General features: G+C 64.2%; 11 protein-coding genes and 1 pseudogene. 4 read left to right on the forward strand and 8 right to left on the reverse strand.

The features are described from left to right. Window positions 1-24 precede the first annotated feature (24 nt). The 7 genes from PQQ96_RS06400 to PQQ96_RS06430 all read right to left on the reverse strand — a co-directional run bounded on the left by PQQ96_RS06400 (window position 25) and on the right by PQQ96_RS06430 (window position 12,337). A complete protein-coding gene (locus PQQ96_RS06400) occupies window positions 25-531 on the reverse strand; it encodes a DUF2844 domain-containing protein (protein WP_408290112.1) in 507 nt (168 codons plus the stop codon). A 222-nt stretch (window positions 532-753) separates the two neighbouring features. Then, window positions 754-3,546 carry an NfrA family protein gene (locus PQQ96_RS06405; protein WP_408290113.1) on the reverse strand — a complete coding sequence of 931 codons (2,793 nt, stop codon included), beginning with the start codon at window positions 3,544-3,546 and terminating at the stop codon, window positions 754-756. Continuing rightward, window positions 3,543-5,729, reverse strand: a complete 2,187-nt coding sequence (locus tag PQQ96_RS06410) for a glycosyl transferase family protein (RefSeq protein ID WP_408290115.1) — start codon at window positions 5,727-5,729, stop codon at window positions 3,543-3,545. The genes PQQ96_RS06405 and PQQ96_RS06410 overlap by 4 nt, the downstream gene beginning before the upstream one ends. A gap of 2 nt (window positions 5,730-5,731) precedes the next feature. Next, window positions 5,732-7,969, reverse strand: coding sequence for a cellulose synthase (locus tag PQQ96_RS06415; RefSeq protein ID WP_408290116.1), 2,238 nt, complete (start codon window positions 7,967-7,969; stop codon window positions 5,732-5,734). Window positions 7,970-8,235: 266 nt separating this feature from the next. Then, the gene (gene wecB / locus PQQ96_RS06420; RefSeq protein WP_408290247.1) at window positions 8,236-9,378 is read right to left on the reverse strand and encodes a non-hydrolyzing UDP-N-acetylglucosamine 2-epimerase; all 1,143 of its coding nucleotides are present in this window, start codon (window positions 9,376-9,378) and stop codon (window positions 8,236-8,238) included. Window positions 9,379-9,779: 401 nt separating this feature from the next. Further along, entirely contained in the window at window positions 9,780-11,330 is a 1,551-nt protein-coding gene (locus PQQ96_RS06425; RefSeq protein WP_408290118.1) for a sensor domain-containing diguanylate cyclase, read from the reverse strand. Between the two features lie 101 nt (window positions 11,331-11,431). Next, window positions 11,432-12,337 (reverse strand): LysR family transcriptional regulator, encoded by a 906-nt coding sequence (locus PQQ96_RS06430; protein ID WP_408290120.1) that lies wholly within the window; start codon window positions 12,335-12,337, stop codon window positions 11,432-11,434. A gap of 99 nt (window positions 12,338-12,436) precedes the next feature. Here PQQ96_RS06430 and PQQ96_RS06435 point away from each other — a divergent pair. The 3 genes and pseudogenes from PQQ96_RS06435 to PQQ96_RS06445 all read left to right on the forward strand — a co-directional run bounded on the left by PQQ96_RS06435 (window position 12,437) and on the right by PQQ96_RS06445 (window position 15,475). Then, window positions 12,437-13,746, forward strand: a pseudogene (locus PQQ96_RS06435) (CitMHS family transporter). A 33-nt stretch (window positions 13,747-13,779) separates the two neighbouring features. Next, the gene (locus PQQ96_RS06440) at window positions 13,780-15,138 is read left to right on the forward strand and encodes an acyclic terpene utilization AtuA family protein (RefSeq protein WP_408290121.1); all 1,359 of its coding nucleotides are present in this window, start codon (window positions 13,780-13,782) and stop codon (window positions 15,136-15,138) included. Between the two features lies 1 nt (window position 15,139). Further along, complete coding sequence (locus tag PQQ96_RS06445; RefSeq protein WP_408290123.1) at window positions 15,140-15,475, forward strand: AtuA-related protein; 336 nt, start codon at window positions 15,140-15,142, stop codon at window positions 15,473-15,475. A gap of 161 nt (window positions 15,476-15,636) precedes the next feature. Here the strand turns inward: PQQ96_RS06445 and PQQ96_RS06450 are convergent, their stop codons facing one another. Beyond that, a complete protein-coding gene (locus PQQ96_RS06450; RefSeq protein WP_408290125.1) occupies window positions 15,637-16,347 on the reverse strand; it encodes a FadR/GntR family transcriptional regulator in 711 nt (236 codons plus the stop codon). Between the two features lie 423 nt (window positions 16,348-16,770). Between PQQ96_RS06450 and PQQ96_RS06455 the strand changes: the two genes are divergently transcribed. Further along, complete coding sequence (locus PQQ96_RS06455) at window positions 16,771-18,102, forward strand: MFS transporter (RefSeq protein WP_408290127.1); 1,332 nt, start codon at window positions 16,771-16,773, stop codon at window positions 18,100-18,102. The last annotated feature ends 64 nt before the right edge of the window (window positions 18,103-18,166 follow it).

An 18,166-nucleotide genomic window follows, 5' to 3' on the forward strand; every position in this document is an offset into this window, starting at 1 on the left:
TTCTCTCGATTAATTTTTAAAGGCTTAATTGATGTCGGCAGCGCTCACGCCCTGCGGCAACGCTTGCGGTAGATAGGCGCGACCCACAAAGGCGCCCATATGGCCGCCGGTCTCCACGACCAGCGCCGACTGATGCACGACGGCGGTCCCGTAGCCGCCGCCTTGCGTCGCGTGCGCGTCGGTGAGGCCCTGCACATAAGACGGGAAGTACGTGGCGAGCAGCGTCTTGAGCGGCGGCATGGTCGGGCCTTCCCAGCTCAACGCGAACACCGTGTTGCCCGCCGTGATGTATTCGTTCACCACCGTGCCCGACGGCAGCGTGGTCTGGCTCACGGTGTAAGCCGGCCCCGCCGCATTGGCGCTTGCCGCGTAGCGTGCCACCGCGGCGCTGCTCTGGATGGCCGCCCCTGCGCTGGTACTGCTGGCCGTCACCGGGTAGGTCGGTGCGCCGCCCAATCCTGCGTACGCCGGAGCGACCGTGGCGACCGCGGCCGCGGCCACCACGAGCATTCGAAATTTGCTGATTATCATTTTTTGCTTTTCGAAGTTTTTCGGAAAATGCGCGCGAGCTTTCCTCGCGCTCGCGCGAAGTTAATACTAACGTGAGTCTGCGCGATTAAAACTGAGGAATAGCGTGGTTATTCGGGTTCTGTTTGAAATTGAAAGCTTATCCGCTGGAAACTAAATGGTGGGTATGCGAATGGAGTAAGGGCCGCGAGTGGGAATCCACACGGTCCATCAATACACGATTTCTCAATAGGACAGCACCGCGCCGAAGAACACGCCGCCCGCACGATTGTCGCCCGTGATCCGCCAGCGGTACTGCACGGACACGTCGACGAACGAACGCGGCGAGTCGTAGAAGCTATCGCGGAACCAGTAGCGCGTCGACACGCCCACCCCGATGCCGACCGGGATGCCGTGATTGATACTCGAATCGTAGTCCGCGCCGATCACGCCATACGGAAACACGGTGAGCTTCGGACTGATCCGGTCGAGGCGGTAACTCCGGCCGGCTTCGATATATCCGGTGCCATAGTTCCAGCCGTTGCTCACGTAGTGACCGGCTTCCGCATAGTCCTGGACGGTCCACCACGACGGTACGTCGAGGCGCCGCCCGGTGCCTAAGCCGCCGGAATAGGCGAGCCGCAGCAGCCAGTCTGCCGGCGCGTGCGAGCCCAGCGGAATCAGCCGCTCGAACGCGATGATGGCATTGACCGATTCGAATGGCTTGCCACGCACGCCGACCGCGGCAAGCGCGGTGGATATGCCGCTTGGCACATCGCCCTGGGCAGCGAAATTTTCGTAGGCGCGCGCGTAGACCTCGAACATGCGGTCGCCGAGGGCGCCGAATGGCCGCCAGTAGCCTTCGAGTCCAGCCTGCCAGTTGTTGTAGGTGCCGGGCGCGGAGCCGGTTGCAACGCCTGGCTGCAAGCCCGCACCGCGATAGTTCAGCGAGGTGACGAAGCCCCACGTGCGGGTCGCGTCCGCGTGGACGTTGCGCATGTCCTGTAACTGCTGCACGGATGCCGACGCGGCGCCGTCCGGCGGCGACGTGCCGTAGTCGATCGCGCGTTCCATGTAGCGCGCGGTGGCTTCGTTGAATCGCGCGCGATACGCGCTGTAGCCGGCGTCGCTAGCGGAACGCGTGGGCAGTTGTCCATCGGCATCGGCTTGCGCGAAGTAGTCGAACGCGCGGCGGTCGTAGCCCGCGCGCTGCGCGAGATACGCGGCCTGCCGCGGCGGCATCGCGTCGAGCAAGCCGTCCTGCAGCGTCGTACGCACTTCGCGTTGCGCGCCGGTGTGGTCGCCGGCGTCGTCGAGCGCGTTGATCAGCTCGATGCGGTGCTGCGGATTGCGCGGGTCGGCGGCGACCGCCTCGCGTACGTGGGCAAGCGCCGCAGCCTTGTCGCCGCGCTGCGCGGCAAGAATCGACGCGCGCCGTGCCGCGAAGCCCGGGTCGGCCGGATAGAGGTAGCAGGACGAGCCGTATTCGTCGGCGATGCAATCGAGGATGGGGCGCGCGGTGTTGGCGACGCGCTCGACGCTGCTTGCCGGCGGTTGCCCTGGCGATGCTTGGGGTGTTTGGAGTGTCTGGCGTGGTATTGACTGCCGGGCGTTGAAACGGCGGGCGTCGATCAGCGCATCGGTGTCGTTACCCGCGGGCTTGAGTGGTGCAAGCAGGTCGAGCGCTCGCTGTGGCTCGCCCTCGGCTGTCCAGACGTCGGCGATGATCGAGCGGGTGATGCGCTGCTCACGCTGGTTTGCGGCGTTGGCTTTGCTGCCTCCAGCGCCAGCACCGCCAGCACCACCGCCAGCACCACCGCCAGCACCAGCACCAGCACCAGCACCAGCACCAGCACCAGCACCAGCACCAGCACCAGCACCGCCGCCCCCATTGCTACCGTTATCACCGGATTGCTGAAGCGCCTGCGCGAAGTCCGCATCGGCGTCCGCTGCGCGCCCTTGGGCGGCGCGTGCATAGCCGCGCATCGTGAGCATCGTCGACGCGGGTTGCATGCCGGACTGGATCGCATCGGTGGCGGCTTGTTCGAGTCCAGTCATCTCGTTCTGCGCGAGCAGGGCGCTGAATAACTGCAGCCGGTAGCCGGGCTTGTCCGGCGCATAAGCGATGGCCTCGCGCGCCAGTGTCGCTGCCTGGGCGTAGTCACCGCGCTGCTGAGCGGCAAGCGCCGCGTTGCCCCGTTTCGGCGCGAGCCGCGCGCCGATCAACAGACGTCGTGCGCGTAACGCCTCGTTGTCGCCGAAGCGGCGCATCGCGTCAACGGTAGTTTGCCAGGCCGCGTCGTCGTCTCGTGCGGCGTTAGCCGAATCGATTGCCAGCAGCCTCAGACGCAATACATCGGGGCGTAATGCGATCGCCTCGTTCGCGGCCTGCAACGCGCTGCCATAGTCTTTGTCTGCATAAGCCTGGTAGGCGCGTTGCGCGGCGCTGTACGCGCGGCCTGTCAGGTAGTCCGGCGGTCCTGAGCCGGCCGCGGCGGCGCGTGCGCCACCGACTTTGCATGAGGCGGTGCTCGCGATGCCAGGACGCGTCCCACTCGCCGTAGCGGAGCGCGTAGCGGCCGCCTTGGTCCTGGCCTGCGCATCGAACTCACGTTGCCGCGCAACGAGCGATGCATCCGGGCCCAGCTCGCGAATCGCGTCGGCCAGGGTACGGCTTGCGTCGCCGAGGCGATGCTGCGCGGCCTGCGCATTCGCCAGCAGCAGGCGCAGCGAAGCGAGATCGGGCCGCTGACGGATCGCCTCACGCGCGTGAGCTTCGGCGGCTGCATAGTTGTGGCGCAGATACGCGTGGTAGCCCTGCTGCGCGACGCGGTACGCCGCGCCGCTCAAAGGCGGAGGCGGAACCGCCGAGGATGTCGTTTGCGCCTGCACAGCGGCGCTCACGCACAGCACGCCCGCGAGCAGCGCGGGCGGCACGCAATTGCGGGTCATCCGCCAGGCCCGCATACGACCCGTGTGCACGACGGGCACCATGCCGTCGAGCCGCTGATCGTGCCAGGTTGGTGTGGGCTTATTCATTGCGCGGCTGCCACTTCGTCGCGCAGACGCTGCTGTTCCTGAAGGGCCCTGGCGAGCGCATCGTGCGTAATCACACCCTGCTCGACCATGTAATCGCCGATGCGTCCATGCTCCGCCGGGCTATAGCGCTGCAGTGCCGTATTGAAGGCCGCGCGATGCACATAACCCTGTTCGATCAACAGATCGCCGAGCAGCGGCACCGTCGACGTGAGTGGCTGTGCTGCATCCGTGCCGCCAGGAGGCGCTGCGCTGTCCGCGGCGGGCTCGCACACCACAGGCAAGCCTTGCACCAGGCGCAAGCCATCGGCAATTTCGCCTTCGCGCACGATACGCAGAACCAGTGGCGTGTCGAGCGCTGCCTGCACCGTTGCGCGCGCATCGTTCGCCAGCGGACCCGCCGCGAGCAGCACCGCATGGCCCGCTGCGTCGACGCCTTGCGGCAGCACGCGGTTGCGCACGATCAATTCGAGCGGCAACTGCGCCGCATGCGCTTTCAGCAGTGCCGCGTCGAGGCGTCCGCGTGGCAGATCGGCCTGGAATGAGATCGCTTCGGCGAGCGTCTCCTCGTCGAGCCAGCCGTGCGACATCAGCACACGGCCGAGCGGGGCTTCTTTCGCGTAGTCGTCGGCGAGCGCGCGGTCGATTTTCTCCTGACCGACCGCTTGCCAGGAGACCAGCAATTCGCCAAGCCGCATGGAGCGGTCGTCGAAACCGTCCGACGACGGAAAGTCGTGCATCGTCTTGTCCCACACCAGACGCTTGCCGGTGACGAGATGCCCGAGAAACATTTTCCATGCGCGCGCCACCGCCATGAAGTTCACGAAGTTGCCGATCACCATACGCGGCACCGACAACACGCCATGTTCCCAGCCGTACAGCCGGGTGACGAAGTACACGCGTTGCACGATCCGCAGCAGAAACGCGATGCCGTTAGCCCACAGCACGATGGCCAGAAACCGCGAATCGCTGAAGGGCGAGGCGATCAGGTGCGGCATGATGCCGAACAGGCCCGCATACGTGAAGAGCAGAAACTGGACCAGGAGGGCATACGCAATGATGCCGACAAACGCGGTGATGATGCCCTTGCGGTCACGCGCGAGCAGGTAACGGTTGGCGAGCGAGCCGTTCCAGCCGGTCTGCTGCCAGCCCTGCAGGCCGATACCGAGGGTCCAGCGCGCGCGCTGCCGATACGCGGTGCGAAACGTGTTCGGAAAAAATTCGCGCACGCAGAGCGGCATGGTGACCGTGACATCGCGCTCCGGGCCGAAGCCGAACCAGGATTTGCGGTGCGTGGCGAACTGCACCGGAAAGCGCGCAAAAATGGACTGCATGTTCATGCGGCCGAGCCGTTCGCCGACGTCGTAGTCTTCGGTAAGCGTCTCGGTGTTGAACGGCTGGTTGTGCGTGTCGGCACACAGGCCCAGTATCGCGCGCCGTGAAAAACACGTGCCGACCCCGGCGGACGGCACCGAACCCGAGAGACTCTCACGCACGACGAGATCCTTGGCATGCCACTCGGCGAACTCATCCATGTAGGTGCCGGCAACAAGTTCATACCAGTCGCGTTCGAGCGAGGCGACGGGCAACTGGATCATGTCCTTGCGCGGCAGCAGGTAGTTGAAAAAACGCAGTTCGAGCGGATGCAGCACATCTTCGCTATCGTGCATGATCACGCCCGCGTATTCGACGCCGCTCTCATGCTCGTCACGGAAGATGGCCTGAATGATCCAGTTCAGACAGTCGGCCTTGCACGTGGGCCCATCGTGCGGCACCTCGACGCGATGCAGTTGCCGGTAGCGCCGCCGCATGCGTTCCACTTCGGCGATGGTTGCGGTGTCGTTGCGATACGTGCCGACGAACACCGCATAGTTCTGGTAGTCGAGCACGCGCACGAGGTCCGACACCATCGAGGCGATCACGTCGTCCTCTTTCCACGCGGGCACCATGATCGCCAGCGGCTGCTGCTCACGCGTGTACAACTGGTCGGCGGTGAGCGGCCGGTAGCGCGGCTTGATCCTGAAGTGGCGAATCACGCGGCGCACCCAGTACCACGCGTCGATGAACAGATCGTCGAGGCTCGAGATCAGAATGATCACCGCCACGACCGCGGTCACGGATTGCATGCCGTGGTAGTAGCGGCCCCCAAAGTAATCGGCCCACCACTTGAGTGCGTCGACGCTCACGTTCAACCCTGCTTCGTTGGCGGATTGTCCGGCTGTATCACGTCGGCTGGCCGGGCGGTCGCGGCTGCGGCTCGTGCGGCGGCGCGGCGGCGGCCGACGTGCGCGGCCCACAGCAGAAGCAACAGCAGGATGATCACGACGGTCGGCACGCCCCAGGCGGCCCAATGTCCGGCGATCCAGCCACGCGGGTTGTCCGTCGGCGGCACCGCGCCGGCATGCTGCGTGTCGAACTGCTTGAGCACGCCGCTCGCATCCACGAGTGCGACGTCGCCGCGCAGCGGGGCGAGCGTGGCCGGCAACACCGGTGCGGTCGTGCCGAGCGTACGGTAGACGACGCCCGGCGTACCGCTTGCGCGTATCACTTCGATTACGCCAAGCCCATTCAGCCCGGACATGTCCGCGAGGACGTTGCCCGAGCGGCCGGTCAACGTCAGCCGGTCGCCGGCGAAGCGCGCGTGTGCGTTTTCCTTGTCGAGTGCGACATCGAGCGCGAGAAACGCGTTGTCCGGCTTCGCGCTCTGGCCATTCGGCAAGACTGTCAGGATCGCGTGCGTCGGTGCGATGCTCGCGGCGTTGGCGATGCGCGCGACACGCGGCAGCGACGCAAGCGGATCGTCGAGGTACGCGTCCGGCACCAGCAGGTTCGTGCCGGTCGAGAAGCGCACCACCATGCCGGTGAAATCGTCGTCGAGCGGGGCCGTGCCCAACTGCAGATAGCTGCCGGGCAGCACGGCCGCCGGATAGCCTTGCGCGCGCGGCTGGCAGCCGCCTTCCGGCTGGCGCTGGAACAGCACGCGCAACTGATTGGTCGCACCGAGCGCGTAGACCGGAATGTCGGCTTCCACGCGTTGCGCGCGGCCATTGGTGTCCAGCAGTTGCGAGCCGATCAGCACGCCGTTGAAGAAGACCGATGCGGTTTGTGCGTTGCGATTCGACGCGGGCGCGGCGACGAGGTCGAGCACCACCTTGCGCGGCACCTTGTCGTGGCCGGAGACGGCGGCGAGATCGAAGTTCGCTTCCCACGACGCGCTCGTCAGCACATCGAGCGTACGGGGTTCTCCACCCACGAGCGACAGCGCGAGCTTGTCCGAGTCGCCACCGGCGCTGATGTTCGGCGCGCGCGACAGTTCATGCACCACCAGGCGATTCGACACGTCGATGGGTGTCCACGCGCGCGAGAGCGCGGCAACGCCCGTGCTGTCGCCGACCACCACCGCCGGCAGGCCGTTCAGGCGCGCGAGCTTGACTTCGCCGGCCGCGAGCGGCGCGCCGAGCGCACCGGCGGCGCCGTTACGCCAGCTGTCGAACGCACTGGCGGCATCGGGCGACACGCCGACGACCTGTGCGCGTAACGCGTCGAGCGCGGCACTCACCGATGCGCGCAGCGCATCGTCGGCGACTACCACGTTGGGCGCGAACGCGGAAGCCGGCGCGAGCGCGAGCAGCGCGCCGAGTTCGGCCGGGTTCGCGATCTTGTGCTGCCCGCCCGCGGCGAGCGCGGCGAGCGCGGCGAACGCGGGCACCGGCTGCAGCGCGGCCGGCACGCTAACGTTGGCAAGATCGACCGTGTCACCCACCGAGGGCAGCAAGCGGGTGACCGGGTTGGCGCCGCCGCGCATCAGCAGGGCTTCGATGCGCCAGGCCGCGTCGTAGCCGGCGGCGCTCAGACGCTTGCCGCCGACCAGCACCACGGGCGAGGGCGGCAGCGCGCTCCATGCCGTGCGCACGTCGTTGATCGCGGCGGTGTCGAACTGATAGGTCAGCCGTGACGTCGGCGCAACGCGCCACAGATTGCCGATCGCCGTCTGGTCGGTACAGAAGCTGTCGTTGATCACGGACGACCATTGCATGCCCACTCGCACGAAGCCGGAAGGCCGCGGTGAACCGTCCACGCCGATGCTGATCGAGCCGTCGCCCTGCGCTTCGTTGACGTTTCGCGCGAGCACCGGCGAGCCGTCGAGCGACAGCAGGAGGGTGGTTCGTCCTCCGTCGCTGCGCAGATAATTGCCGTCCATCTGCAGCGTCGCGCCACGAATCGGCAAGCCGGCCGGCACAGGCAGATAGAGCTCGTGAATGGTATCGGGTGCGCGCAGCACGACCGGCTCGCGGATGCCTAGATCCGCCAGCGACACCGTGCGCGACTCGCTCCGCCCACCGCCGAGTTGGGCGAACGCGTCGGCAAGATCGGCTGCGACCGCTGGTGCAACGGACGTCGCGAAGAGCGTGATGGCAGTTATCACAAGCGACGCCCGCAGGGCAGCGGATCGCGCTGCTTCACGCGCACATGGCGAGCCACCCCATGTGCTGTGATTGACTAACAGACGCTGCGTAGTACGGCGCGAAATCGGTTTGGCTTCCACGTGTCGATGTCCCTTGTTGTCAGCAAACGCCACAGCGTGCGTGATGCACGCCGCCTTCGGCGCTGCCCGGGTTTCGCTTGTCGTGCTGGCGTCCTGCCGGTGTTGCTCATGCAAGTGTTGCTACGTACTGCGAACGCATACCGACGCTAGCCGTGCCCGCTTTGAAGCGCGACCGCGGGATGCCGGTAGCCCGGCAATTCATTGCTGGAAAACGGTTCGAACGGCCGTCCCATGAGCGCGGCGACAATGCGCCCGGACGCACGGCCGTCGCCATACGGATTCACACGCCGCGCGAACGCGCGCCGCTCCTCTTCGTCGTCGATGAGTTGCAGTACGGCGTTCACGATCGAGTCTCGTTCAGTGCCGACGAGCCGCACGGTGCCGGCGACCAGGGCCTCGGGACGTTCGGTCACGTCGCGCATGACGAGCACCGGTTTGCCGAGCGCCGGCGCCTCCTCCTGCACGCCGCCGGAATCGGTCAGCACAACCGACGCGCGCTGCATCAGGCGCACGAAGTCCGGATACTCGAGCGGTTCGGTCAGCAACACGTTAGGTGAGTTGCCGAGCGTGTCGAGCACCGGGCCGCGCACGTTCGGATTCATGTGAACCGGATAGACGATCTGCATTTTGCCGCTGCGCGCCAGGGTGGCGAGCGCCGCGCAGATGTTCGCGAAACCCTCGCCGAAGCTCTCGCGGCGATGCCCGGTGACGAGCAGTAAGGGCAGGGTGGGGTCAATGAAGGGGAGGCGTGCGTCGATCGACTCACGCAAAGGCGCGTCGCGCTCGAGCCGCGCGCACATCAGATGCAGTGCGTCGATGACCGTGTTGCCCGTGACGATGGCCTGGCCGCTCAAGGCTTCGGCGAGCAGGTTCGCCTTTGAGCTGGCGGTAGGCGCGAACAGCAGATCGCTGACCACGTCGACGACGCGCCGGTTCATTTCTTCCGGCCACGGTTCCATCAGGTTGCCCGTGCGTAAGCCGGCTTCGACATGCCCGACGGGAATGCGCCGGTGAAATGCAGCGAGCGCGCCGGCCATGCTGGTGGCGGTGTCGCCGTGCACCAGCACGCGGTCAGGCTGCTCCGCGGCGAGAATATCGTCGAGTCCGGAAAAGAGGCGTGAGGCCAGACCATTGAGCGTCTGGTTTGGGGTCATTACCTCGAGATCATGGGCGGGCACGATGCCGAACAGGTCGAGCACCTGCTTGAGCATGCTGCGGTGCTGACCCGTGACGCAGACGACGGACTGTATGTCGGGGTCGGCTTCGAGTTGTTTAACGAGCGGCGCCATCTTGATGGCTTCCGGCCGGGTACCGAAGATCGAAAGAATGCGCACAGGTCCGCCCTTCTGGCAGATTATTTCCCAGTCCGAATGTGTAAGGCGATAGTGACTGACGTATCGCGCTGCCTCGGATTGCCTTTGGTCCCCCGCTTACCCTTTGATCACTCGACCGAAACTGTTTCGCAATACTCTACATGGTTCCGTTTGGAGTGTGCAGCATCTGGATTGGTTTTATTTGTGCCGCTTCCGCGTGCCGCGGGCCTATCCGCGGGCCTGGCAATTGTAAGATCTGTCAGGCGCTCGCCGCATGATATCGCTGGGTATTGCAAAGTAACTGGTCAGAATGACCGATAGATTAAAACAGGCAGGCGGCCGTCTAGCGACTCACTGGAACGCTCGCACGCTGATATTTAAACCTGGGAGTGCACATCGCTTGCCTGCCATGCGACGCGGTTGCGTCCGCCGGATTTTGCGGCATACAACTGGGTATCTGCCGCGGCAAGCAGAGCGGCAGCGCTGCCACCTTCAGGCGGCATGCATGACGCACAGCCCACGCTGATCGTTACATATCCGCTCTGCGTGTCCTTGTTCGGAAGCCCTGCCGCCTCGACGCGCTCGCGGATCTTTTCCGCGACCTTGATCGCGCCTTCGAGCGATGTATTCGGCAGCACCACCGCGAACTCCTCGCCGCCATAGCGTGCGGCAAGATCCACCGCGCGCTGGGTGCCCGACATGATGAGCTCGGCCACCACGGCCAACACGTCGTCGCCGGTCGCGTGGCCATAGGTGTCGTTAAGGCGCTTGAAGTGGTCGATGTCGATGAACAGCAGCGAGAGCGGCGTTTGCTCGCGCTGCGCACGCCGCCATTCCTGCGCGAGCCGCTGGTCGAAAGCGCGCCGGTTGCTCAAGCCGGTCAGCGCATCGGTTTCGGCGATGCGTTGTAGTTCGGCTTCGGCACGCGCCTTGTCCCGCAGCGCGAAAGCAAATAGCCATGACACGACCACGTAGGCACCGCCGAACAGTACGGTCATCGTGCCCGCCAGCATGTTGCGTTTGCGCCAGTCGGACAGCACGTCTTCCACGGCGGGCGCGACGCCGACTATCAGAGGCGTGCCCGGCACGTGTGCATAGGTGTACAGCCGCGAGACGCCATCCAGAGAGCCGTCCGAAACGAAGCTGCCGGACTGATGACTTGCAATGTCCACGAAATTCGGCGTACTCGCATAGTTCGAGCCGATGCCGCGGCGCGCCATCGGCCGGCTGGCGATGAGCGTGCCGTTGTTGAGCACGATAAAGCCACCGCCATTGGGGCCGAGATCGATGTTGTCGAGCAGATGTTCAAAGTATTCGATCCGCACGCTGACCATCGCAACGCCATCGAACGCGCCATTGGGCGTGTTGATGCGTCTTGTCAGTGCAACAGCCAGTGCGCCGTTGCGGACTTGCGACTGATAGGGATCTGAAATATAGAGACCCGCCGAGGGGTTCTTCCGCTGTACGGTGAAGTAGTCACGGTTTGCGAACGACAGGCCGGCGTAAGTGTTTCCGCTTTTGGACGCTTTAACATGGCCTTGCGCGTCGAGAACGTAAGCATCGCCAGAGGTCGGTGAGCCCAATCCGCGATCGAACAGCACGCGCTGCCGCAAGTAGGGCGACAGAGTCCATGTTTCCGGGCGCTCGGCGTCCACCACGACGCCGCGCAACGAGATGTCGTAGAGCGTGACATTGCGGGCAAGGTCGCCGCTGATAATGGCGACGAAGTTGCGCGAATTTTCCACCGCATGGTGGAATTCGTCTTCGCGGCTGTTATAGAGCGCGACGAACGTCAGTGCCGCCATGACGGTGGCGGCGATCATGCCGGCCAGGCCAGCCAGAAAGGGATGCCGGCCGATCGACCGCGAGAGCCATTTTCGGGGCCCGGCAAACCGCTGGCGCAACGTGAGAACCTGTCCTTTCGACACGTGCCTGACTCCCCTGGGTGGCCGGTTTATCCGGCATGTTGCATAGGACTTTGTCTCGGTCCGGCTGCGTTGACGATTGAATCATCGAATACGCATAGGGGTCAATCGGACGTTGAAATCTTGCCAAGCTTGTCGATCAATATCGCAACGAAGGTTTCCGTGACGGGAGGCAGGGTTTTGCCGCGCTTCTTGATGAGGGCGATAGGGCGAGTGAAGGCGGGATCGTCGACCGGGCGGACTACCAGTTCAGGTTCCGCTCTGACCTCGCGAGCCGATGCGGGCAGGATGGTGACGCCGAGCCCGGCGCGTACCATGGCGACGGCGCTCATCATGTAGGTGGGCTCACAGGCGAGCTCCGGCGCACAGTGGGCGTTCGCAAAGGCGCGATCGACCACGGCCCGCACGCTCGTGCCTTGTGCGGTCAACACGAGCGGCACGGCGGCAAGGTCGGCCAGCGTGATGCGCTTGCGCCGTGCCAGCGCATGGCGCTTCGGAAACACCGCCACCAGGCGATCGATGCCTGCATGCAGCACCTCGAAGCCGGTATCGTCCAGTTCGCCGCCGGTCAGCCCGAGATCGACCTCCTCGTTGCGGACCAGGGTGTTGACCATGCTGGCGACCACGTCGCGCACATGGAAGCTCGCGCGCGGCACCGCCTTTTTCATCTCCTGCACGAGTTCGGGCAAGACGCTGGCCGCGAAAGTCGGCAGGCACGCGATCCGCACCGTGCCGCTGGTTCCGTCACCGAGCGCACGCGCGTCGATCAGCACGTGCTCCATATCGTGGAGCGACTTCTGCAGCAGCGGCAGCAGCTCGCGGCCGGTTGGCGTCAGCGCGACATTGCGGCTGTTGCGATCGAAGAGCCGCATGCCCACCGTTTCCTCGAGACGGCGAATCTGCACCGTCAAGGCCGGTTGTGACAGGTGCAACCGTGTCGCCGCACGCGTGAAGCTGCCCGTTTGCGCGACGGCGATGAAGGCGCGGATGTCCCGGAGATTCAGATCCATGATGATTTGTAATGGCTGCGATCAATTCATTTCAATTGATTTATGGCTGCCACGAACTTACGCTGGATCACACTAAAAAACAACCTTGGAGACAAGCACATGCTGCCATTACTGGGGCTGGCTACCATCGTCGTGCTGCTCGGCGCGATTCTGTCGAAACGGATGTCGCCGCTCGTGGCGCTCATCATCGTGCCGATTGCGGCGTCGCTTATCGGCGGTTTCGGCTTTCAGACAAGTAAGTTCGTGATCGACGGGCTCAAGAGTCTCGCGCCGGTGGTCGGGATGTTCGTGTTCGCGATTCTTTACTTCGGCACCATCACCGACGCCGGCACGCTCGATCCGATCATCGACCGTATTCTGCGGGCCGTCGGCACGCGCCCCACGCGGATCGTGATGGGCACCACGCTGCTGGCGCTGCTGATTCACCTGGACGGTTCCGGCGCGGTGTGCTTTCTCGTCACGATTCCCGCGATGCTGCCGCTCTACGATCGCCTGAAGATGGACCGGCGCGTGCTGGCCGCGGCCGTGTCGATGGCGGCCGGCATCAACTTTCTACCGTGGACAGGGCCGATGATCCGTGCCTCGGCCTCGCTGCATCTGCCGATTTCGGCCCTGTTCAACCCACTGATCCCCGTGCAGTTGATCGGTCTGGTATTTGTCTTCGGCATGGCGTTCTGGCTCGGGCGCCGCGAGGAAAAGCGGCTCGGCCTCACCGCCGCAAGCGCTTCCATGCCGATGCCGAAGCGCGAGCTGACGCCCGAGGAGCAAGCCTTGCGCCGGCCGAAGAACTTCTGGTTCAACATCGTCCTGACGCTGGTCGTGCTCGGCACGATGGTCGTCATGGGCGAGAAGATTCCGCCAGCGATCATGTTCATGGTCGGGCTGTGTATCGCGCTGATGGTGAACTATCCGAACGTCGACATGCAGCGCAAACGCATCGACGCTCATGCACGGGCCGCGTTGATGATGGCCGGCATTCTGCTCGCGGCCGGCGTCTTCACCGGCGTGATGCAGGGCAGCGGCATGCTGAAAGCAATGGCGCAGGCGGCAGTCGGCTTCGTGCCGCCGGCGATGGCGGGCCATATTCCCGTCGCGCTCGGGTTGGTGTCGATGCCGCTGAGCATGCTGTTCGACCCGGACTCGTTTTACTTCGGCGTGCTGCCTGTGATTGCCGAAGTGGCCGGCCAACTCGGCGTGCCCGCCGTGCATGTCGGCCAGGCCAGGCCGCGCTGCTCGGCCAGATGACGACCGGCTTTCCGGTCAGCCCGCTGACGCCGGCGACGTTCCTCGTGGTCGGCCTGTGCGGCATCGATCTCGCCGACCATCAGAAATTTACGTTCCCTTTGCTGTTCGGCGCCTCGATCGTGATGACGATTGCCTGCGTCGTGCTGGGGATATTCCCGCTGTGAACTGCACCGCCTGACTGAACGGATGTGACCACCATGATTGCCATTCCACATAGACGACCCGTACGAATCGGCGTGGGCGCGGGGTATTCCGGCGACCGCATCGAACCTGCGGTCGAACTGGCGGAACACGGCGCACTCGACTACCTCGTATTCGAGTGCCTCGCCGAACGCACCATCGCGATTGCGCAGCAGGCGCGCAGCAAGGATCCTGAACTCGGCTACGACCCGTTGCTCGAAACGCGCATGAGGGCCGTGCTTCCCGCTGCGATACGCAACGGCGTGCGGATCATTTCGAACATGGGCGCGGCCAATCCGCTCGCGGCGGCGCGCAAGACTGCCGAGGTTGCGCGCGCGCTCGGTCTCGGCGACGTGAAGATTGCCGCCGTCACGGGCGACGATGTACTCGACGTTGTGCGGCAGGGTCATTTCCGCTTCGAGGAGTCCGGGGAAAGCGTCGCCTCGTACAAGGATCGTCTCGTGTCCGCGAATGCGTATCTCGGCGCGGCGGCGATTGTCGAGGCGCTGGCGGCCGGCGCGCAAATCGTCCTGACCGGACGTGTCGCCGATCCGTCGCTGTTCGTCGCGCCGCTGATCCACGAATTCGGCTGGCAGATGGACGACTGGCGGACGCTCGGCCAGGCGACCGTGATCGGCCACCTGCTCGAATGCGCGGGACAAATCACCGGAGGCTATTTTGCCGATCCGGGCTTCAAAGACGTTCCCGATCTTGCGAGGCTCGGCTTTCCTCTTGCCGAAGTCGCGCCAGACGGTTCGGTGGTTATCACCAAGCTCGCGCAGGCCGGTGGGCGGGTGACCGAGGCCACCTGCAAAGAGCAACTGCTGTACGAGATTCACAATCCGCAGCGCTATCTGCAACCGGACGTGGTGGCCGATTTCACGCAGGTGCGTGTCGCGCAGGAAGCACCGGATCGCGTTCGCATGAGCGGTGGACGCGGTACGCCGCGTACCGATACGCTGAAAGTGTCGGTCGCTTACTTCGACGGCTATATCGGCGAAGGGCAGATTTCATACGGGGGACCCGGCGCGCTGGCGCGTGCCCGGCTTGCACTCGATATCGTGCGGGAAAGGCTTGCCCTGACCGGTGTCGAAACGCGTGAACTGCGCTTTGATCTGATCGGCGTGAACGCATTGCATGGCGAAACGTTGGCTGGCGGTTTCGCCGAGCCCTATGAGGTGCGCGCGCGGGTCGCCGGGCGCACGGAGTCATTCGCGCAAGCCGTGCAGATCGGCAACGAGGTGGAGACGCTTTATACCAATGGACCCGCGGGCGGTGGCGGCGTTACGAAGTCGGCGCGCGAAGTCGTTGCCGTGCAGTCGGTCCTGCTACCTCGCGAGCATGTGAAGCCGACTTTCTCGCTAGTGGAGGCGTGACATGAAACTACGTGAGCTTGCTCATTCGCGGACTGGCGACAAGGGCAATACGCTGAACATCTCCGTCATCTGTTATGACGCGAAGCACTATGAGCATCTGCGAGCGGTGTTGACGCCGGAGCGGATCAAGGCGCATCTGAGCGACGTGGTGCGCGGCGAAGTCGTGCGGTATGAACTGCCTCACATCGGCGCGTTCAACTTCGTACTCGGCCACGCGCTCGGTGGTGGTGTGACGCGCTCGCTTGCGCTCGACGCGCACGGCAAATCGTTGAGTTCGGCTTTGATGGCGCTGGAGGTAGAGGAGCCGCCGGCAGTTGGAAATACGCCCGCTCCCTAGTTAGCTAGCGCGGCCGCTTCTGCGCACCGCTAGCCCGATCTGAAGCCCCGCGGTCAAACGTCGGTGGCCCAGTCTCGCCCTTGCGCGGCGACAGCGGCGTTTTCCGTGTTCGCTTGCCGAGTTGCCGAATTGCCGAGTTGTCGAGTCGCCACGCCTTCGGCTCAGCCGCTCGCCTTGCTCAACTCATGCGCGCGCCGAAGTCGCTCACGGCTATTGCTTAAATGCATCCGCATCGCGGCGCGCGCATCATCGGCGTCCTGACGTTCGATCGCCCGATAAATCATCTGATGCTCGCTGAGCACGTTGCGCAGCGTTTCGATATGGTCGAGCTCCGCAATCTCGGCAGTGCCGAGCCGCGTACGCGGGCTCACCGCGCGTCCGAGTTGGCTGAGCACATCGAAGAAGTACCGATTGCCGCTTGCGCGCGCGATCTGCAGATGAAACTCGATATCGTGCGCCACCGTGTCGGTACTCCCCCGCTCGAGTTCGGACTCGAAACGTTCCAGCGCGGCGCGAATCTGCTTGAGATTCTGCTCCGTGCGTCGCGCCGCGGCGAGCGCGGCCGACGCTGCCTCGACGTCGATACGGAATTCGATGATCGCCATCACGTCCAGCATGCTGGAGAGGTCCGCAGCGGGCAGCTGCATGGACTGTTCCGTGGCCGGCTCTAAAACGAACGTGCCGATGCCGTGGCGCGTCTCGACCACTTTGGCCGCCTGCAGGCGCGAGATCGCTTCGCGAACCACGGAGCGGCTCACCGAGAGCTGCTTCATCATCGCGACTTCAGTGGGGATGCGGTCGCCCGGCCTCAGGGCGCCGCGGCGGATTTCATCGGAAAGGGTGGCCACCACCTTCTCAGTTAGGCTGCTCATTTCTGTGGGTTATTGACTGGCTGGAAATACACGTTGCGTGTGCGAGTGGCGTTACGTGACGGTTCGACATAGCCATCATAGCGTCAGTCAGAACGATAACGATTTGAATCTCGCGCTCCCGGAGCGGGTTGGCATGACTCACCGGCAAGCCATGGCCTGTGCGGCAAGCGCGTATTTTAGGTGTTGTCGGACGTCTTAATTCGCTTTGCAACTCTGAGCGATGAAATGGCGTGCCGGCCGTTGTCTGCTGCTGCGCATGGCCCAGATGACAGGGTAAACACCCCGTTGGAATCGGCGATCTGAACGATGTAGACTGTCGTCAGACAACGTATCACGCACTTCAGGACTGGATCACCCGGCCTGCTCGAATGCGCCGCGATGCGTTCGATCAGGCCGCCGGAGTGGCCGAAACCGGAGACAACCTTGACATCTGCTCTCACCACCGCTGCCGACCCGCTCGAATCCGCGGTCTCGAAGGTCAAGCGGCATGTGCTTCCGCTATTTCTGATCATGTTCATCGCGAACTACATCGACCGCGTGAACATTGGTTTCGTCAATTCCCACATGCAGACTGACCTGGGCATCGGCGCTGCGGCTTATGGCCTGGGGAGCGGTTTGTTCTTTGTCGGCTACGCGTTGTTCGAGGTGCCGTCGAATGTGTTGATGCAGAAGTACGGCGCGCGCGCCTGGCTGACCCGCATCATGGGCACCTGGGGGCTGGTCGCGGGCGCCATGGCGTTTGTGTGGAACGACACTTCTTTCTACGTGCTGCGATTCCTGCTCGGCATCGCCGAAGCCGGCTTCTTTCCGGGCGTGGTGTTCTATTTCACGCAATGGCTGCCGCAGAAAGACCGCGGCAAGGCGGTGGCGGTTTTTCTCTCGGGCTCCGCACTTGCATCGGTGCTGTCCGGGCCGATCACCGGTAGCCTGCTGTCCGTTCGCGGATTCGGCCTGCACGGCTGGCAATGGATGTTTCTCATCGAGGGTGGCTTTTCGATCGTACTGTGCGGCGTCAGCTGGATGCTGTTGAAGTCGCGGATTCGCGATGCCTCGTGGCTGACAAATGAGGAGCAGACCGTGCTCGAAAGCTCGATCGCGGCCGAGCAGGCTGAGCGCGAGGCGCACGGCGGCACGCATCTGCCCGCGATGAAACTGCTGAAAGACCCGCAGATTCTGCTGTTCTGCTTCCTGTACTTCGCGATTCAATTGACCATTTACGCGGCCACGTTCTGGCTCCCGACGATCATCCGCAAGATGGGTGGACTGTCGGACTTCGAAGTCGGCATGTTCAATACCATCCCGTGGCTCATCGCCATGGTCGCGATGTACTGCTTCGCGGTGTTGTCGGCGAAATGGCGGTTCCAGCAGGCGTGGCTGGCGGTGGCGCTCGTCATCGCCGCGTGCGGGCTTTTCGCCTCGACTTCGGGTAATCCGGTGCTGTCATTTGTGGCAATCTGCTTTTCAGCGATCGGCTTCAAGGCAGCGGCTTCGCTCTTCTGGCCGATTCCGCAAGGTTATCTGGACGCACGCGTTGCAGCGGCGGTCATTGCGTTGATCAACTCGGTGGGCAACCTCGGCGGATTCTTTGCGCCGGCCGCGTTCGGTTATCTGCAGCAGCACACCGGCTCGATCACGGGCGGTCTGTACGCCCTGGGTGTGGCTTCGCTGATCGCGGCGGCGGCCGGTTTCCTGACTCGCAATCGCCGCGTGAACCGCGACACGCTGACGGAGCCTTTGCATAGCAAAGCCCACTGACTGGCGAAAATCGGCGACCATGAATAACGCATTTCCCACTTTCTGTCCGGCACGAGTCCCGAGC

It is taken from the genome of Paraburkholderia sediminicola, from assembly GCF_046027825.1.
Classification (GTDB): domain Bacteria; phylum Pseudomonadota; class Gammaproteobacteria; order Burkholderiales; family Burkholderiaceae; genus Paraburkholderia; species Paraburkholderia sediminicola_D.